The following is a 16,090-nucleotide window of genomic DNA, read 5'->3' as shown; positions in this document are numbered from 1 at the left end:
CGATAACATGACTAATGCACCTAATCTGGTACCGCTGTACGCGGAAATCTTTCTGCTGATCGCCACGTCGGCGCTCTTGCTGATCGATATGTTCTTGCCTGCGGCGAAGCGTTCGATCACCTATGCGCTGTCCTTGCTGGCCCTGGCCGGCTGCGCCTTGCTGACCGTGGGCGACTTCAACGCGGGCACCACCGTCTACACGTTCCACAACATGTTCGTGTCGGACCCGATGTCGCAGCTGCTGAAACTGTTCTCGTACGGCGCCGTGGCCCTGACCCTGATCTACTCGCGTGCCTATGCCACCGACCGCAACATGCTGTCCGGTAACCTGGGCGGCGAGTTCTACGTGCTGGCCCTGTTTGCACTGCTGGGCCAGATGATCATGATCTCGGCCAACAACTTCCTGATCATCTACCTGGGTCTGGAACTGATGTCGCTGTCGCTGTACGCGCTGATCGCCTTGCGCCGTGACAATGCCAAGGCCACGGAAGCGGCCATGAAATACTTCATCCTGGGCGCGCTGGCTTCCGGTTTCATGTTGTACGGTATCTCGATGCTGTACGGCGCGTCCGGCACCCTGGACTTGAACGAAGTGCGCGTGGCGCTGGAAAATGGCAAGACCAACGGCACCATCATGGTCTTCGGCCTGGTCTTCCTCGTTGCCGGCCTGGCCTTCAAACTGGGCGTCGTGCCATTCCACATGTGGGTGCCTGACGTGTATCAAGGTTCGCCAACGGCCGTGACCCTGCTGCTGGGCGGCGCGCCGAAACTGGCCGCGTTTGCCATCACCCTGCGCCTGCTGGGCGAGGGCTTGCTGCCGATGGCGCATGACTGGCAGCAAATGCTGCTGGTGCTGGCCGTGATGTCGCTGGCCATCGGTAACTTCACCGCCATCGCACAAACCAACCTGAAGCGCATGCTGGCGTACTCGACCATCGCGCAAATGGGCTTCGTGCTGCTGGGTCTGCTGTCCGGTACCGTTGACGCGCAGGGCAACACCCTGAACGCGGCTGGCGCAGCCACGGCCTACGGCGCTTCGATGTACTACGTCATCACTTACGTGTTCACCACCCTGGGTACCTTCGGCGTGATCATGTTGTTGGCACGTAATGGTTTCGAAGCAGAAGAACTGGCCGACTTCAAGGGCCTGGGCAAACGCAGCCCGATCTTCGCGCTGGTGATGACCTTGTTCATGTTCTCGCTGGCCGGCGTGCCGCCGCTGATGGGCTTCATGGCCAAGTACTCGGTGCTGGCATCGGTATTGGCCACGGGCCAGCTGTGGCTGACCATCGCCGCCGTGCTGTTCTCGCTGATCGGCGCCTTCTACTACCTGCGCGTCGTGAAAATGATGTGGTTCGACGAGCCGGCCGACAGCCATGCGCTGGTCGTGCATGGCGACATGCGCGTGGTGCTGGCCCTGAACGGCGTGTTTGTCCTGGCGCTGGGCGTGATGCCGAACAGCATCCTGGCGGCCTGCGCTTCGGCCATCAGCAAGACTTTGGCGTCCTGATCGATGGATGTCACCGTCTCCAGCTGGCTGGTGATCGCCCTGGGCATCTTGGGCGCCAACCTGCCATTCTTGAACGAGAAACTGTTTGCCGCCGTGCCTTTGAAAAAAGCCGCGCCAGCGGGGCAGGGCTGGCGCAAGCCGCTGGCACTGCGCCTGCTGGAGATGGTGGTGCTGTACTTCATCGTCGGCGCCGTGGCGTTCGCGCTGGAAGCGCGCATCGGCAACGCTTTCCCGCAGACGTGGGAGTTCTACGCCATCACCGGGTGCCTGTTCCTGGTGCTGGCCTTCCCGGGATTTGTCACACGCTACCTGCGCAAACGCCGCTAGAACGCCTGACCCAAGCTGCTGCGCGGCGCGCTTTGCGGCCTGCGATGCTCACCGTGCTACGGCACGGTTGCGCTTCCCGGCCACAAATCACTGCCGCGCGCGACGCTGCTGTCAGTGTTCTCCCCCTCCGAAAGCGGCGCCTCTGGCGCCGTTTTTTATTTGTCAGCACATGAGCTAAGGAATTGCATGGATACGAACCTGATTGAAACCAAGGTGGACGGCGAGGTCGTCTACGAGGGCGGCTTCCTGCGCGTGCAGCGCGACCGGGTGACGCTGCCTGACGGCAAGATCACGGCGCGCGAATTCATCTTGCATCCGGGCGCCGTCGTCATCCTGCCGCTGCTCGACGACGGCACCGTGCTGATGGAGCGCCAGTACCGCTATCCGCTGGAGCGGGTCTTCATTGAATTTCCAGCCGGTAAGATCGACGCGGGCGAGTCGCACCTGGCCTGCGCCCGGCGCGAACTGCTGGAAGAGACGGGCTACACGGCGACCGACTGGCAATTCGTCTCCACCATCCACAACGCCATCGCCTATTCGGACGAGCACCTGGAGCTGTTCCTGGCGCGCGGACTCGTGGCCGGCGAGCGCCAGCTGGATGACGGCGAGTTCCTCGACACGTTCACGGCCACCGTGCCGCAGCTGCTGGAGTGGGTCAAGGATGGCACCATCACGGACGTGAAGACCGTGATCGGCATCTTCTGGCTCGACAAGATCACCAGCGGCGCCTGGCAGCCGGCCTGATCCGACGCATGCGCGCGGCCATCTCGCTGCTGCTCATGGGTGCCGCTTTCGGCGCCCAGGCACAGACGCGCACGCCGTTCCAGGTGCGCTGCGAAGACACCATCAGCAAGACGGTGTCCGTGCTGACGGCGCAGCAGCATGGCTACAGCATCGACACGCACCTGCCCTACAAGGCGCTGACGGTGATGAAGGGAATGGCGCGCGCGAATACATGGGTGCTGGGCTTGACGAAGACGGATTCGCAGGTGCAGATCGGCCTGGCAGGCCCCATGCTGCAGGACGCCGCCAGCGGCTACGAATGCGTGGCGCCACAGATCAGCGTGAAGATTACCTATGCGCCCGTGGTGATCTATATCGGGCGCGAGTTCGCCCCCGGCAGCTGCGCGTATGATGAGATACTCAAGCATGAGCTGCGTCACATGCAGACGTATATGGAGCATCTCCCCAAGGTGGAAAAGACCGTGCGCGCCGCGCTGGCCAAACGCTTCGAGGCGCGCCCCCTGTATGCGCCGCGCGGCACGGCCAAGGCGGCGCTGGCGCGCGAGATCGATACGGGCTGGCTGCCGTATATCAAGGCGGAAATGCGCAAGGTAGAAGTCTTGCAGGCGGCGATCGATTCTCCGCAAGAATATGCGCGCCTGGGCAAGGCGTGCAATGGCGACATCCAGAATATATTGGCGGGCAAGGCAAGGCCCGCCCAGCAGTGACACGACAAGGAAACGCATGACAGTAGCAGCACCGCATCCCCCCCGTTACTTTGCGCTGATCCCCGCCGCCGGCGTGGGCGCGCGCATGGAGGCGGGCAGTCCCAAGCAGTATCTGCCCATCGCCGGCAAGCCCATGCTGCGCCACGCGCTCGATGCCTTCATCGCCAGCCCCCTGATCGCGCATACCTATGTCGTCGTCAGCGCCGGGGATGGCCAGATCGATGGCCTTGTGCCCGCGCGCGGCGTTACCGTGCTGCGCTGCGGCGGCGCCACGCGCATGGATACGATATTGAATGCCCTGCAAGCCCTGCACGGCAGCATCGACGCGCACGACCAGGTGCTGGTGCACGACGCGGCGCGTCCCGGCCTGACGCCGGCGCTGATCGAAAAACTCATCAACGAGGTGGGCGACCATCCGGCCGGCGGCTTGCTGGCCTTGCCCGTGGTCGACACCGTCAAGCGGGCGGGCGCTGGTGCCGGCAGCGTGTCGGCGCAGACGGTGCCGCGCGACGGCCTGTGGCTGGCGCAGACGCCGCAGATGTTCAGCTATGCCCTGCTGCACAAGGCCCTGTCCGAAGCGCCCGACCCGCACGCCATCACGGACGACGCCAGCGCCGTCGAAGCGCTGGGCCTGGCGCCCAGGCTCGTTGAGGGCCATCCGCGCAACCTGAAAGTGACCCTGCCGCGCGACATCCAGACGGCCGAGCTGTATTTGTCCCACCCTTGAATCCTGAACAGAAAGACCGCATGACGACGACCACCCCTCCCGCACTCCCTTTCCGCATCGGCCAGGGCTATGACTGCCACGCCCTGGTGGAGCACCGCGACCTGATCATCGGCGGCGTGAAGATTCCCCACCACCTGGGCTTGCTGGGCCATTCCGACGCCGACGTGCTGCTGCACGCGATCACGGATGCCATCTTCGGCGCGGCCGCGCTGGGCGACATCGGCCGCCATTTCCCCGACACGGACGCGCAATTCAAGGGGGCCGACTCGCGCACCCTGCTGCGCGAAGCTGCGCGCCGCGTGCAGGCGACGGGCTATGTGATCGGCAACATCGATGCCACCATCATCGCCCAGCGCCCGAAGATGGCGCCGCACATCGCCGCCATGTGCGCCAACGTGGCCGCAGACCTGGGCGTTGCCTTGAGCCAGGTCAACATCAAGGCGAAGACGAATGAAAAGTTGGGCTACCTGGGACGGGAAGAGGGCATCGCGGCGGAGGCCGTGGCCTTGCTGCTGCGCGCCTGACCTTTTAGCGCATCACGCCCAGGCACAGCACGGCCCGCAGTCCGGGGCCATTGTCTTCCAGGCGCAGCACGCCGCCGTGCAGCTGCGCCACGGCCGACACCAGCGCCAGGCCCAGGCCCACGCCGGGCGTGCCGCGGCTGGTATCGCTGCGGTAGAAGCGCTCCACCACCTTGCTGCGTTCCGCCAGCGGCACGCCGGGGCCATTGTCGGCCACCGTCAGTTCGATGGCCTGCTCGCTGGTACGGCGCAGGCCGATGGCGATGCGGCCATGCGCCGGCGCATATTTCAAGGCATTTTCCACCAGGTTGCCCAGGGCTTGCGCCAGCAGCAGCGGGTCGCCCACCAGTTGCAGCATGCCTTGCGGGACGAAGGTGAGATCGATTTCGTTCAATTCCGCCACGGGCAAATAAAACTCCGTCACTTCCGCCGCCAGCTTTGCCAGGTCGACGGGCACGAAGCCGCCACGGCGCGTGCCGCTGTCGATTTCGGCCAGGCGCAGCAGGGCGTTGAAGATGGCCATCACGCGGTCGACATCGTTGATGGCCGCGTCGATTTCCGCATGGGTCTCGGCCGCGGGCGGGCGCGTGACGGACAATTCCTCCAGCCGCGCGCGCAGTTCCGACAGCGGCGTGCGCAAGTCGTGGGCGATGGCGTTCGACACGTCCTGCACGCTGTGCACCAGGTGTTCGATCTGGTCCAGCATGCCGTTGACCGTGTGCGTGAGCATTTCCAGCTCATCGCCGCGGTGCGGCGCGGGCAGGCGCTGCGACAGCTTGCCGGCGATGATGGCGGCCGTCGTCTGGCTGATGCTGTCGACCTTGCTCAGCAGTACGCGGCGGATCAGCAGCGCGCCCAGCACGGCCACCAGCAGCACCGTGGCGGCGCAGCCCAGCAAGCCGTAGATGAACAGGGTTTCCAGCTTTTCAAAGCGTTTCAGGTTGCTGGCGATCAGCAGGCGGTAGCCGCCCGGCAAGGTCGTGTGCGTGAGTTCCACGCGGCGTTCCTGGCCGTTGACGAGGATGCGCGCGGCGCACGGCCGGTCGTGCCCGGGCACGCCTTCCGGCCAGGCATCGAGGTTGCCGGCCAGCTTGACGCCGTTGGGCGCGACAAACAGCATCAGCTTGCCCACGCCCTGGTAGACGGCGCCCGTCTGCGCGTCGATGGCGGCGGACAGCGCGCCGGGGCCGTTGCGTTCGAAGAGCTTGCTCAAGCGTTCCGTGTCGGCCTGCAGCAGTTCCGTGCGCACTTGTTCCACGTTGGTGGACCAGCTGAACCACAGTGGTCCGGCGAACATGGCCAGCACCAGCAGGCTGACGGCGACATAGCCGATGGCGATGGTGCGGGCGGAAAAGCCGGGCAGGCGCACGCCGGGCAGGCGCAGCCAGCTAGGCATGGTCGCTCAGCATGTAGCCGGCGCTGCGCACGGTGCGCAGCAGCTGGGTGGGAAAGCCCGCGTCGATCTTTTGCCGCAGCTTGCTGATGTGCACGTCAATGACGTTCGTTTGCGGGTCGAAATGGTAGTCCCAGACGTTTTCCAGCAGCATGGTGCGCGTCACCACCTGGTTGGCGTGGCGCAGCAGGTATTCCAGCAGCTTGAATTCGCGCGGCTGCAAGGCCAGCTGGCGGCCGTCGCGCACCACCTTGTGCGTCAGCAAGTCGATGGACAGGCCGCCCAGCGACAAGCTCGTTTCCACGCTCTTTTCCTGCGAACGGCGCAGCAGGGCGTCGAGGCGCGCCAGCAGTTCGCCAAAGGCAAACGGCTTGATCAGGTAATCGTCGCCGCCGCTCTTCAAGCCGCGGATGCGTTCGTCGACGCCGTCAAGCGCGCTGAGGATCAGGATCGGCACGCGGTTGCCGCTCTTGCGCAGGGTTTCCACGATGGCCAGGCCATCGATGCCGCCCGGCAGCATGCGGTCCATGATGATGGCGTCGTAGGCGGCGCTGACGGCGTGGTACAGGCCGTCGCGGCCATTGTCCGCATGGTCGACGGTATGGCCCGCTTCGCCCAATCCCTTGCTGACGAAACGGGCCACGCGCTCATTGTCTTCCACTAATAGTAATTTCACTGCTGCCTCGTCTCGGTTCAGGTCGCGCCATGTTCGCGCCAGCCGCCGCCCAGGGCGCGGTACAGTTCCAGCATGCTGTTCCAGCGGTTCAGGCGCGCCGTGACGAGGGCGATCTGCGCATTGTACAGGTCGGTCTTGGCGTTGAGCACGCTCAAGTAATCGTCCACGCCATTGTCATAGCGCAGCTCGGCCAGGGCCAGGCGGCGCTGCTGCGTCTCGCTGTAGGCTTGCCGCGCCGCCAGTTCCGTTTCCCAGGTGCCGCGCGCGGCCAGGCCGTCCGCCACTTCGCGGAAAGCCGTTTGCACGCTTTTCTGGTATTGCGCCACGCCGATGTCCTTGCCGATGCGCGCCGCGTCCAGGTTGGCCTGGTTGGCGCCGCCGTCGAACAGGGGCAGCAGCAGTTGCGGCGCGAAGGACCAGGCGCCGGAGCCGGCGCTGAACAGATTGCCCAGCGACGAGCTGGCCGTGCCGGCCGTGGCCGTCAAGGCGATGCGGGGGAAGAAGGCGGCCCGCGCGGCGTTGACGCGGGCGTTTTCCCCGCGCAGCAGGGCCTCGGCCTGCTGCACGTCGGGGCGGCGCAGCAGCAGGTCCGACGGCAAGCCGGCGGGCAGGTCCGCCATCAGGGCCAGCTGGCGCAGCGGCACGGCGGGCGGCAGGTCGGCCGGCAAGGCTTGACCCAGCAAGAGCACCAGCGCGTTCTGCGCCTGCGCCTGCTGGCGCAGCAGCGCCGTGCGGTTGGCCTGCGCCTGCTGCACCGTGCCTTGCGCCAGGGTGGCATCGAGCTCCGAACCGCTGCCCGTGGCGTAGCGCAGCTGGACGATGCGGTGCGATTCATGCGCGGCGTTCAGGGTGCTGTCGCTGACGGCCAGCTGTTCGCCGGCGGCCAGCAGGGCCAGGTATTGTTCGCTGACTTGCGCCACCAGGGCGAGCTGCGCCGCCTGGCGCGCGGAATCGGTCGCCAGGTATTGTTCGCGCGCCACGTCGTCGAGCGCGCGCAAGCGGCCGAAGAAGTCCAGTTCCCACGACGTCGACAGGCCAGCGTTCTGGTTATGCACGACGCCGTGGTTGCGGCTGGCATCGCTGCCGCTGGCCGCATTGTTCTTGCTGTTGCTGCCGGATGCCGCCAGGCTTGCCTGCGGCAGGCTGGCGGCGCGCTGCAGTTGCAGCTGGGCGCGCGCCTGTTCCACGCGCAGCATGGCCACGCGCAGGTCGCGGTTGTTGTCGAGAGCGATGCGCACCAGGCGCCGCAGGGCCGGGTCGCCGAGGAATTCGGACCAGCCCGTGTCAAACGCCGAGGGCGCGCCACCGGGCTTGTCCGCCGCATAGGCCGGGCCGGCAGGGTAGGCGGCTGGCGCCGCGTCCGGGCGCTGGTAGGGTTCCTGCAGCGCGCAGCCCGCCATGGCCAGGGCGCTGGCCGCAGCCAGCACGGTTTTCAGATATGTCATCAGTGCGCTCCTTCGGCGGCGGCCGGCGCGGCGGCAGGCTGTTTCGCCTTGCCCGCCACCAGCACGTAAAACAGGGGAATCATGTAGGTGGCCAGGAAGGTGGCGCTGAGCATGCCGCCGATGACGCCGATGCCCAGCGCCTTCTGGCTGGCCGCGCCCGCCCCGCTGGCCAGGGCCAGCGGCAGCACGCCCAGCACGAAGGCCATCGAGGTCATGATGATGGGGCGCAGGCGCAGCTTGGCCGCTTCCATGGCGGCCGCCAGGGGCGTGGCGCCATGCTGCTGCAATTCGCGCGCAAATTCCACGATCAGAATCGCGTTCTTCGCCGACAGGCCGATGGTGGTGAGCAGGCCCACCTGGAAGTACACGTCGTTCGACATGCCGAACAGGCTGGCCGCGCCCAGCGCGCCGAGGATGCCGATCGGCACCACCAGGATCACGGAGACGGGCACCGACCAGCTTTCATACAGCGCGGCCAGGCTCAAGAACACCACCAGGATGGACAACGCGTACAGCAGCGGCGCCTGCGCCCCCGCCTGCGATTCCTGCAGCGAGATGCCGCTCCATTCGTAGCCGATGCCTTGCGGCAGCTGCTGCGCCAGGCGCTCCATGGCGGCCATGGCCTGGCCCGTGCTCTTGCCGGGGGCGGGCTTGCCGAGGATTTCCGCCGCCTCCACGCCGTTGTAGCGCTGCATGGCGGGCGAACCCCAGGACCAGTCTGCCGAGGCGAAGGCGGAGAACGGCACCATGTCGCCCTGCTTGTTGCGCACATGCAGCAGCTTGATGTCGTCCGGGTTCATGCGGAAGGGCGCGTCGGCCTGCACGTAGACGCGCTTGATGCGGTTGTCCATGTCGAAGAAGTTGTTGATGTATTTCGAGCCCCAGGCCGTCGAGAAGGTCTGGTCGACGTCGCTCAGCGAGACGCCCAGCGCGGCCGCCTTTTCATGGTCGATATTGATTTTATAGGTGGGGTTGTCGGCCTGGCCCGTGAAGCGCACCTGCATCAGGTCCGGATCCTGGCGCGCCAGTTCCAGTAGCTGGTCGCGCGCCTTGGCCAGGGCCGCGTGGCCCAGGTTGCCCCGGTCCTGCAGCTGGAACGAGAAGCCGGCGGCCGAACCGAGGCCGCGGATGGGCGGCGGTTCGATCGGCGTGACCAGCGCGCCCTGGAAGGCGGCATAGCGGGCCGCCACGCGCGCGCCCAGCGCCGAGACGGACAGCCTGGCATCCTTGCGCTCTTCCCACGGTTTCAGACGCACGAACAAACGCCCCAGGTTCTGTCCGCGGCCGTTCGAGTTGGCGCCGTTGATCATCATGGTGGCGTCGACCATGTCCGCCTCGTCCTTCAGCAGATACGTGCTGATTTCGTCGAGCACGGCGCCCGTGCGTTCCAGGGTGCTGCCGGCGGGCGTCTGCACCTGCACGAACATATAGCCCTGGTCCTCGTTCGGCAGGAAGCCGCCCGGCAGGCGCATGAACAGCCACAGCACCACGCCGATCAGGCCCGCATACAGCAGCAGCCAGCGGCCACGGCTGCGCACGATGCCCGCCACGCCGCCCAGGTAGCCGTCGCGGCGCGCGTCGAACATGCGGTTGAACCAGCCGAAGAAGCCTTTTTTCTCCGCGTGGCCGGGATCGGGGCGCTTCAGGATCATCGCGCACAGGGCCGGCGTGAGGGTCAGCGCGACGAAGACGGACAGCAGCATCGAGGCGACGATGGTGAGCGAGAATTCGCGGTAGATGGCGCCCACCGTGCCGCTGGAAAACGCCACCGGCACGAACACGGCGCACAGCACCAGCGCCACGCCGATCAAGGCGCTGCTGATCTGGCCCATGGCTTTCTGCGTGGCCTCGAACGGCGCCAGGCCGTCTTCATGCATCACGCGCTCGACGTTCTCCACCACCACGATGGCGTCATCGACGAGCAGGCCGATGGCCAGCACCAGGCCGAACATCGACAGGGTATTGATGGTAAAGCCCATGGCCGACATCACGCCGAAAGTGCCCAGCAGGACCACCGGCACGGTGATGGACGGGATCAGCGTGGCGCGCACGTTCTGCAGGAACAGATACATCACGAGGAAGACCAGGAGGATGCCCTCGATGAGGGTTTTCACCACTTCGTGGATCGATACTTCGATGAAGGGCGTGACGTCGTTCGGGTACACCACGCGCAAGCCGTGCGGGAAGTAGGGCGCCAGTTCGACCAGGCGCGCGCGCACGGCGGCGGCCGTCGCCAGCGCGTTGGCGCCCGGCGCCAGCTGGATGCCCAGGCCCGAGGCGCTCTTGCCGTTGTAGCGCACGTCGACGTTGTAGTTTTCGGGGCCCAGCGCGATGCGCGCCACGTCGCCCAGGCGCACGCGGGCGCCGTCCGGCTGCACCTTGAGCAGGATGCGGGAAAACTGCTCGGGGGTGCGCAGCAGGGTCGCCTCGCTGATGGTGGCGCTCAGGGTCTGGCCCTGCACGGAGGGCGAGCCGCCCAGCTGGCCGCCGGAAATCTGCACGTTCTGCGTCTGGATCGCCTGGTTCACGTCCAGCGGCGTGAGGGCATAGCTGGTCAGCTTGACGGGGTCGAGCCAGATGCGCATGGCGTACTGCGTGCCGAACAGGTTCATGCTGCCCACGCCGGGAATGCGGCTCAAGGGGTCCTGGATGTTCGAGGCGACATAGTTCGAGATATCGAACTTGCTCATGCTGTTGTCGTCCGAGACGAAGCCGGCCACCATCAAAAAGTCGCTGGTCGATTTCGTCACGCGCAGGCCCGACTGCTGCACTTCGGCCGGCAGGCGCGAGGTGGCCGACTGCAGCTTGTTCTGCACCTGCACCTGGGCGATGTCGGGATCGGTGCCGGGCGCGAAGGTCAGTGTCGTGGTGGACTGGCCCGTGTCATCGCTGATCGAGGACATGTACAGCAGGTTGTCGATGGCGCTCATCTGCTGTTCGATGACCTGGATCACCGTGTTTTGCAGGGTTTCGGCCGAGGCGCCGGGGAAGGTGGCGGCGATCTGCACCACGGGCGGCGAGACGGGGGGGAACTGTTCCACGGGCAGCTTGAAGACGGCGATGCCGCCGGCCAGCATGATGATCAGGGACAGGACGATGGCGAAAATGGGGCGGCGGATGAAAAAGTGCGACATGCGGCCGGCCTCAGTTCTGCGCCAGCGCGGCGCTCGCCGGCAGCACGGTGACGGCGATGCCGGGCTTGAGCTTTTGCGTGCCGCTGACGATCACCCTGTCGCCATCCTTCAAGCCGCCCTGCACCAGCCAGGCGCCGCGCTGCAGGGTGGTGGCGGTGATGTTGCGCTGTTCCGTCCTGCCGTCGGCCGTGGCCAGCATGACGCTGGCCTGTCCCTGCGGATCGCGCGTGACGGCGGTGGCGGGCACCAGCATGGTGTCCTGCTGCAAGCCCTGGCCCACTTCGGCGCGCACGAACATGCCGGGCAACAGCAGGTGCTCGGGGTTCGGGAAGCGGGCGCGCAGGGTGACGGAGCCGGTGGCCGGATTGACCGTCACGCCGGAAAATTCCAGGCTGCCCGCATGCGCGTAGGTGCTGCCGTTTTCCAGGGTCAGGCGCACGGCGGTGGCGGCCTCGCCCGCCGTTTTCAGCTTGCCCGAGGCCAGCGCCTGGCGCAGGGCCAGGCCTTCGGCCGACGATTGCTGCAAGTCCACGTACATGGGATCGATCTGCTGCACCGTCGTCAGCAGGGTGGCCGAGCCGCCCTGCACGTAGGCGCCCTGCGTCACCTGCGACACGCTGCTGCGTCCGGCGATGGGCGAGGCCACGCTGGTGTAGCCCAGGTTGATGCGGGCGCTGCTGACGGCCGCCTTGCCGGCTGCCACGTCGGCCGCCGATTGCAGCTGCGCCGCCAGTGCATTGTCATACGCCTGCTGGCTGACGGCATTGCCCTGGATGAGGATCTTGTAGCGCGCCAGCTGCGCGTTATTGCTGGCCAGGTTAGCCTCGGCGCGCTGCAGCACGGCTGCGGCGCTGGCCAGCGCGGCGCGGTACGGCGCCGGATCGATCTGGTACAGCGCCTGCCCGGCGCGCACGTCGGCGCCTTCCTTGAAGCTGCGCTGCAAGACCACGCCATCGACCCTGGCCCGCACTTCGGCCATCAGGAACGGCGCCGTGCGGCCCGGCAGCTCGACGCTGAGGGGAACGGCGCCGTGGCGCACCGTCAGCACGGACACTTGCGGCGTGGCGCTGGCGGCGGACTTGGGGGCGGGACTGCAGGCGGCCAGGGCAGTGATGGCCGTAAGGCAGGGCAGCAGCAGGCGATAGGGGCGGGGCAAGGGCAGATGCAAGGCGGGCATGGGCGATTCCAGAAGGCGAGAGTCGGACAGTGGAACAGGGGACGGGAAATTGTTGCGATGCACTATGCCAGCCCGGCGCTTACGTCAGCCTTTGCATATCATTAAAGTTTTTTAATGTGCGGGCCGTCGCCCATGTAATACTTGTTTTCGCAGCAAATGTGCTCATATGCCAATGATGTGCCTGGACACATCACTTCGTTTGCCATCTCATTACAGGAGAACACCATGTCCCATCTCCGCAGTCCCCTGCGCTCCACCGCCATGGCGGCCACCTTGTTGTTCCTCGGCCTGTCCGCCGCCCGCGCCGAACTGGCCGCCACGGGCGAACCGCCCGCCGCGCAGCAGGCATGGAAGGCCGAGACCGTCGCGCAGGGCGTGCGCCAGCCGTGGGGCATCGCCTGGCTGGGCGAGGGGCGCGCGCTGGTCACCAGCAAGCAGGGCACCTTGCATCTGCTCAATGGCAAGACCTTTAGCGACGTGGCGCTGGAAGGCATGCCGGCCGTCTTCACGGGCGGGCAGGGCGGCCTGCTCGATATCGTCATTCACCCGCAGGATGCGGCCAAGCCGAACCCCCGCGTGTACATGACGGTATCGACCGGCGACAACGACGCCAACCGCACGACCCTGGTGCGCGGCGTGTTCGACGGCAAGAAGGTGACGGGCATCCAGACCCTGTTCAAGGTCGCCACGGACAAGAGCGGCGGCCAGCATTTCGGTTCGCGCCTGCTGTGGCTGCCGGACGGCACTTTGCTGATGAGCGTGGCCGATGGCGGCAACCCGCCGCTGCGCGTCAAAGACCGCCTGGCGCGCGAGCAGGCGCAAAACCTGGCCACGCATCTCGGGTCCATCCTGCGCCTGACGGAAGACGGCAAGCCGGCGCCCGGCAACCCGCTGGCGGCCAAGGGCGCCTTGCCGGAAATCTGGTCGTATGGCCACCGCAACGTGCAGGGCCTGGCGCTCGACCCCGTCTCGGGGCGCGTGTGGGCCACGGAACACGGTCCGTATGGCGGCGATGAGCTGAACCTGGTGGTGGCGGGCGGCAATTACGGCTGGCCGCTGCAAAGCTATGGCGCCGACTACAAGACGCACGAGCCCGTCGGCAAGCACGAAGTGGCGGGCATGATCAACCCGAGCGTGGCCTGGGTGCCGTCACCGGCGCCGTCGGGCCTGGCCGTCTACACGGGCGACAAGATCCCCGCCTGGCGCGGCAGCGTGTTCAGCGGCGGCCTGGCGGCGAAGGATATCCGCCGCGTGGCCGTCGATGCGCAAGGCAAGGTGACGGGCCAGGACCGCCTGGCCATCGGCGCGCGCGTGCGCGACGTGCGGCAGGGGCCGGATGGCTATCTGTATGCGCTGACGGATGAAGACAATGGGCGCTTGCTGCGCATCGTGGCGCAGTAACGCTGCGGCAGGAGGGGGCGAAAAAAAGGCGCGTCCCGCAGGCGCGCCGTCTCCGCTATCCTGTTTTTAGTGCGTTACAGGTTGTAGATCAGGCACGTGGTGGTGGCATACGCATACAGCTTGCCGCTGGCGTCGGTGATGCGGCCTTCGGCGACGCCGATCTGGCCGCCGCAGCTGATGACCTTGCCTTCGGCGCGCACGGGGCCCGTCCTGTCCGTCATGGCCCGCACATAGTTGACTTTCAATTCCAGGGTCGTGTAGATTTTCCCTGCCGGCAGCATCGTATGGATGGCGCCGCCCACGGCCAGGCCCAGCAGGGTGGCCGCGTAGCCGCCATGCACGGCGCCGCCCGGGTTGTAATGCATGGCCCCTGGCAAGCCCTGGAAGACGGCGTGGCCCGGGGCGCCGCTGATGGGCGTAAAACCCATCAGCTCCGCGATCGGCGGGGGCGGCATGCCGCCCGTGCCGATGCCGTGGATGAATGCCAGTCCCGTCGTGCCGCGTATCGTCTCGTGGCTGGCCACGCCGGTGGGGGCCAGGCGTATGCTGATCGCCTCCTTCTCGTCCAGCCACATCTGCAAAGTATTATTCGCTTCCATGATCGCCTTTCGTGGGTTGAGGAAGCTTGAATATAAGCATTTGCTGAAAAAACAGGCGCCAGTTTGCTGCGCCTGCGATTAAGATGGCGTCCCAGCCCCACAGCGTGAGAATGAGAGAGAATCGATGGCCAGAGATACCTATGCATACCGGCATGTTGCCGTCGAATCGCGCGACGTCAATGGCCACGTGGAAATCCGTCCCGTGCCGGGCCAGGCCTTTTCGCCGGAACTGGCCGTGCAGTGCTCGCGCCGCCTGAGCGACGTGCAGCGCTATCGGCTGGGCAGCCGTTTCCTGCTGTTCGCCAAGCTGACGGACCGCCTGGGCGGCACGCCTTTCCTGTACGCGTATCACGGCGATGCGGACGTCCTGATGACGCCGGCCGAAGTCAGCAAATTCCTCGGCGAATTCCGCCGCGGCCGCATCTGATCGGGCTTTACGCGCCAGCCTTGCAGGCCGTGGCGCCGGCGTCCGCCGCTGCGGCGGCTCGTGGCTTGCCGAAGATGCCAATGGTCAAGGCGCAGCCGAGGGCGAACAGGCCGCCCACCACCATCGCGCTGGACACGCCCAGATGATCGACGGCCAGGCCGCCCAGCAAGGCGCCCGAGGCGAGCGACACCTGCACGATGGCAACGAACAGCGCGCTGCTGCCTTCCATCAGGTGCGGCGCCGCCTTGAACATCCACGTCTGCACGGCGATCGGCATGGCCCCAAAGCCAAAGCCCCAGATCGCCACCAGTAGCATGGCCGTGGGCGCATGCCTGCCCAGCGCGGCCAGCGCCAGGGTCGCGCCGCCAAGGATGGCGCCCGTCACCATCAGCGCCGGACGCTCGTGGCGCCCGGCCGCCCAGCCGCCCGCGATATTGCCGATGAAGCCCGCCGCGCCGTACACCAGCAGCATGGCGCTGACGGTACCGGCGGCCAGGTGCGACACCTGCGTGAGGAAGGGGGCGATATACGTGTAGGCGGCGAACTGGCCCGTGAAAAGCATGGCCGTGGCGATCAGGCCCAGGCGCGCCTTGCGGATGCCAAAGATCATCGGCAACTGGCGCAGGCGGATGGCTTGCGTGGGCGGCAGCTTGGGCAGCAGGAACAACTGGCCGATGAAGACCAGCACGGCAATGGCGCTGGCTGCGCCGAAGGCGACGCGCCAGCCCACCAGTTCGCCCACCAGGGCGCCGGCCGGCACGCCTGCCACCGTGCCCAGCGAGACGCCGGCAAAGATGATGGACATGGCGCGCGAGGCGTGCTGCGGCGACACGAGGCGCGGGCCGATGGCGCTGCCGATGGCCCAGAAGCCGCCCACGCCGATGCCCAGCATGGCGCGGCCCAGCAGGATCGCCCCAAACGATGGCGCCAGCGCCACCAGCAGGTTCGAGGCAACCAGCAGCGCCGTGAGCGCCAGCAGCACGATGCGGCGGTCCAGCCGGCCCGAGCCGACGGTGACGAAAATGGCGGCAAACGCGGCGACGATGCCGGGCGTGGTGATCATCAGGCCCGCCTGGCCTTTGCTGATGGCCAGCTCGGCGGCCATGGCCGGCAGCAGGCCGACGGGCAGGAATTCAGAGGTGACGAGGGCGAAGGCGCCAATGCCGACGGAGAGGACGGCCAGCCAGGGCGCCACGGTGGTAGCGTCGCTGGCGGCCGCGGAGGCGGGGGTGGAAGCAGGTGGTGTTTGCATGGTAGAAATCCTGAAAGACGGGGCTAGTGTTTTTAACCGGTCGGTATATA

At 66.6% G+C, this 16,090-nt stretch carries 15 protein-coding genes; 8 read left to right on the top strand and 7 right to left on the bottom strand.

The genetic code is table 11. From position 1 onward, the window contains the following. The first annotated feature begins 7 nt into the window (after positions 1-7). From nuoN to ispF, 6 genes are all read left to right on the top strand, one after another. On the top strand, positions 8-1,510 hold the full coding sequence (gene nuoN, locus ACZ92H_RS00250) for an NADH-quinone oxidoreductase subunit NuoN (RefSeq protein WP_465048400.1): 1,503 nt from the start codon (positions 8-10) through the stop codon (positions 1,508-1,510). Between the two features lie 3 nt (positions 1,511-1,513). After that, positions 1,514-1,837, top strand: coding sequence for a DUF2818 family protein (locus ACZ92H_RS00245; RefSeq protein WP_465048401.1), 324 nt, complete (start codon positions 1,514-1,516; stop codon positions 1,835-1,837). Between the two features lie 186 nt (positions 1,838-2,023). After that, positions 2,024-2,581, top strand: a complete 558-nt coding sequence (locus ACZ92H_RS00240; RefSeq protein WP_131372743.1) for an NUDIX domain-containing protein — start codon at positions 2,024-2,026, stop codon at positions 2,579-2,581. Between the two features lie 8 nt (positions 2,582-2,589). After that, positions 2,590-3,288, top strand: a complete 699-nt coding sequence (locus tag ACZ92H_RS00235; protein WP_465048402.1) for a hypothetical protein — start codon at positions 2,590-2,592, stop codon at positions 3,286-3,288. A 16-nt stretch (positions 3,289-3,304) separates the two neighbouring features. Continuing rightward, positions 3,305-4,015: a 2-C-methyl-D-erythritol 4-phosphate cytidylyltransferase gene (gene ispD / locus ACZ92H_RS00230; protein WP_465048403.1), complete on the top strand. Its 711-nt coding sequence runs from the start codon at positions 3,305-3,307 to the stop codon at positions 4,013-4,015. Positions 4,016-4,035: 20 nt separating this feature from the next. After that, on the top strand, positions 4,036-4,539 hold the full coding sequence (gene ispF, locus ACZ92H_RS00225; protein WP_131372747.1) for a 2-C-methyl-D-erythritol 2,4-cyclodiphosphate synthase: 504 nt from the start codon (positions 4,036-4,038) through the stop codon (positions 4,537-4,539). Positions 4,540-4,543: 4 nt separating this feature from the next. On the opposite strand, the gene ACZ92H_RS00220 is transcribed toward ispF, so the two are convergent. Genes ACZ92H_RS00220 through ACZ92H_RS00200 form a run of 5 tightly spaced genes read right to left on the bottom strand, consistent with a single transcriptional unit; the run spans position 4,544 to position 12,361 of the window. Next, positions 4,544-5,932, bottom strand: coding sequence for a sensor histidine kinase (locus tag ACZ92H_RS00220; protein WP_131372749.1), 1,389 nt, complete (start codon positions 5,930-5,932; stop codon positions 4,544-4,546). Further along, positions 5,925-6,605: a winged helix-turn-helix domain-containing protein gene (locus ACZ92H_RS00215; RefSeq protein ID WP_131372751.1), complete on the bottom strand. Its 681-nt coding sequence runs from the start codon at positions 6,603-6,605 to the stop codon at positions 5,925-5,927. Before ACZ92H_RS00215 ends, ACZ92H_RS00220 begins: the two co-directional genes overlap by 8 nt. 17 nt (positions 6,606-6,622) lie before the next feature. Beyond that, on the bottom strand, positions 6,623-8,050 hold the full coding sequence (locus ACZ92H_RS00210; RefSeq protein WP_465048404.1) for an efflux transporter outer membrane subunit: 1,428 nt from the start codon (positions 8,048-8,050) through the stop codon (positions 6,623-6,625). Continuing rightward, entirely contained in the window at positions 8,050-11,184 is a 3,135-nt protein-coding gene (locus ACZ92H_RS00205; protein ID WP_465048405.1) for an efflux RND transporter permease subunit, read from the bottom strand. The genes ACZ92H_RS00210 and ACZ92H_RS00205 overlap by 1 nt, the downstream gene beginning before the upstream one ends. Before the next feature lie 10 nt (positions 11,185-11,194). Then, positions 11,195-12,361 (bottom strand): efflux RND transporter periplasmic adaptor subunit, encoded by a 1,167-nt coding sequence (locus ACZ92H_RS00200; protein WP_131372757.1) that lies wholly within the window; start codon positions 12,359-12,361, stop codon positions 11,195-11,197. A gap of 225 nt (positions 12,362-12,586) precedes the next feature. Here ACZ92H_RS00200 and ACZ92H_RS00195 point away from each other — a divergent pair, with 225 nt between their 5' ends. Then, positions 12,587-13,762 carry a PQQ-dependent sugar dehydrogenase gene (locus ACZ92H_RS00195; RefSeq protein ID WP_131372759.1) on the top strand — a complete coding sequence of 392 codons (1,176 nt, stop codon included), beginning with the start codon at positions 12,587-12,589 and terminating at the stop codon, positions 13,760-13,762. A 74-nt stretch (positions 13,763-13,836) separates the two neighbouring features. On the opposite strand, the gene ACZ92H_RS00190 is transcribed toward ACZ92H_RS00195, so the two are convergent. Further along, complete coding sequence (locus ACZ92H_RS00190) at positions 13,837-14,361, bottom strand: PaaI family thioesterase (RefSeq protein WP_465048407.1); 525 nt, start codon at positions 14,359-14,361, stop codon at positions 13,837-13,839. Positions 14,362-14,485: 124 nt separating this feature from the next. On the opposite strand from ACZ92H_RS00190, the gene ACZ92H_RS00185 reads away from it, so the two are divergent. Next, on the top strand, positions 14,486-14,788 hold the full coding sequence (locus ACZ92H_RS00185; protein ID WP_131372763.1) for a hypothetical protein: 303 nt from the start codon (positions 14,486-14,488) through the stop codon (positions 14,786-14,788). Between the two features lie 7 nt (positions 14,789-14,795). On the opposite strand, the gene ACZ92H_RS00180 is transcribed toward ACZ92H_RS00185, so the two are convergent. Continuing rightward, positions 14,796-16,040 (bottom strand): MFS transporter, encoded by a 1,245-nt coding sequence (locus ACZ92H_RS00180; protein WP_465048408.1) that lies wholly within the window; start codon positions 16,038-16,040, stop codon positions 14,796-14,798. Positions 16,041-16,090 lie beyond the last annotated feature (50 nt).

The organism is Janthinobacterium foliorum (genome assembly GCF_978021625.1).
Note: the sequence above shows the minus strand (reverse complement) of the source record. Positions and strands in the feature narration are given on the sequence as shown.

Bases quoted from the DNA above. Each gene is read 5' to 3' on its own strand.
- ACZ92H_RS00185 (WP_131372763.1), top strand. From the start codon at position 14,486: ATGGCCAGAGATACCTATGCATACCGGCATGTTGCCGTCGAATCGCGC.
- ACZ92H_RS00240 (WP_131372743.1), top strand. From the start codon at position 2,024: ATGGATACGAACCTGATTGAAACCAAGGTGGACGGCGAGGTCGTCTAC.
- ACZ92H_RS00205 (WP_465048405.1), bottom strand. From the start codon at position 11,184: ATGTCGCACTTTTTCATCCGCCGCCCCATTTTCGCCATCGTCCTGTCC.
- ACZ92H_RS00200 (WP_131372757.1), bottom strand. From the start codon at position 12,361: ATGCCCGCCTTGCATCTGCCCTTGCCCCGCCCCTATCGCCTGCTGCTG.
- ACZ92H_RS00235 (WP_465048402.1), top strand. From the start codon at position 2,590: ATGCGCGCGGCCATCTCGCTGCTGCTCATGGGTGCCGCTTTCGGCGCC.
- ispD (WP_465048403.1), top strand. From the start codon at position 3,305: ATGACAGTAGCAGCACCGCATCCCCCCCGTTACTTTGCGCTGATCCCC.
- ispF (WP_131372747.1), top strand. From the start codon at position 4,036: ATGACGACGACCACCCCTCCCGCACTCCCTTTCCGCATCGGCCAGGGC.
- nuoN (WP_465048400.1), top strand. From the start codon at position 8: ATGACTAATGCACCTAATCTGGTACCGCTGTACGCGGAAATCTTTCTG.
- ACZ92H_RS00190 (WP_465048407.1), bottom strand. From the start codon at position 14,361: ATGGAAGCGAATAATACTTTGCAGATGTGGCTGGACGAGAAGGAGGCG.
- ACZ92H_RS00220 (WP_131372749.1), bottom strand. From the start codon at position 5,932: ATGCCTAGCTGGCTGCGCCTGCCCGGCGTGCGCCTGCCCGGCTTTTCC.
- ACZ92H_RS00245 (WP_465048401.1), top strand. From the start codon at position 1,514: ATGGATGTCACCGTCTCCAGCTGGCTGGTGATCGCCCTGGGCATCTTG.
- ACZ92H_RS00210 (WP_465048404.1), bottom strand. From the start codon at position 8,050: ATGACATATCTGAAAACCGTGCTGGCTGCGGCCAGCGCCCTGGCCATG.
- ACZ92H_RS00195 (WP_131372759.1), top strand. From the start codon at position 12,587: ATGTCCCATCTCCGCAGTCCCCTGCGCTCCACCGCCATGGCGGCCACC.
- ACZ92H_RS00180 (WP_465048408.1), bottom strand. From the start codon at position 16,040: ATGCAAACACCACCTGCTTCCACCCCCGCCTCCGCGGCCGCCAGCGAC.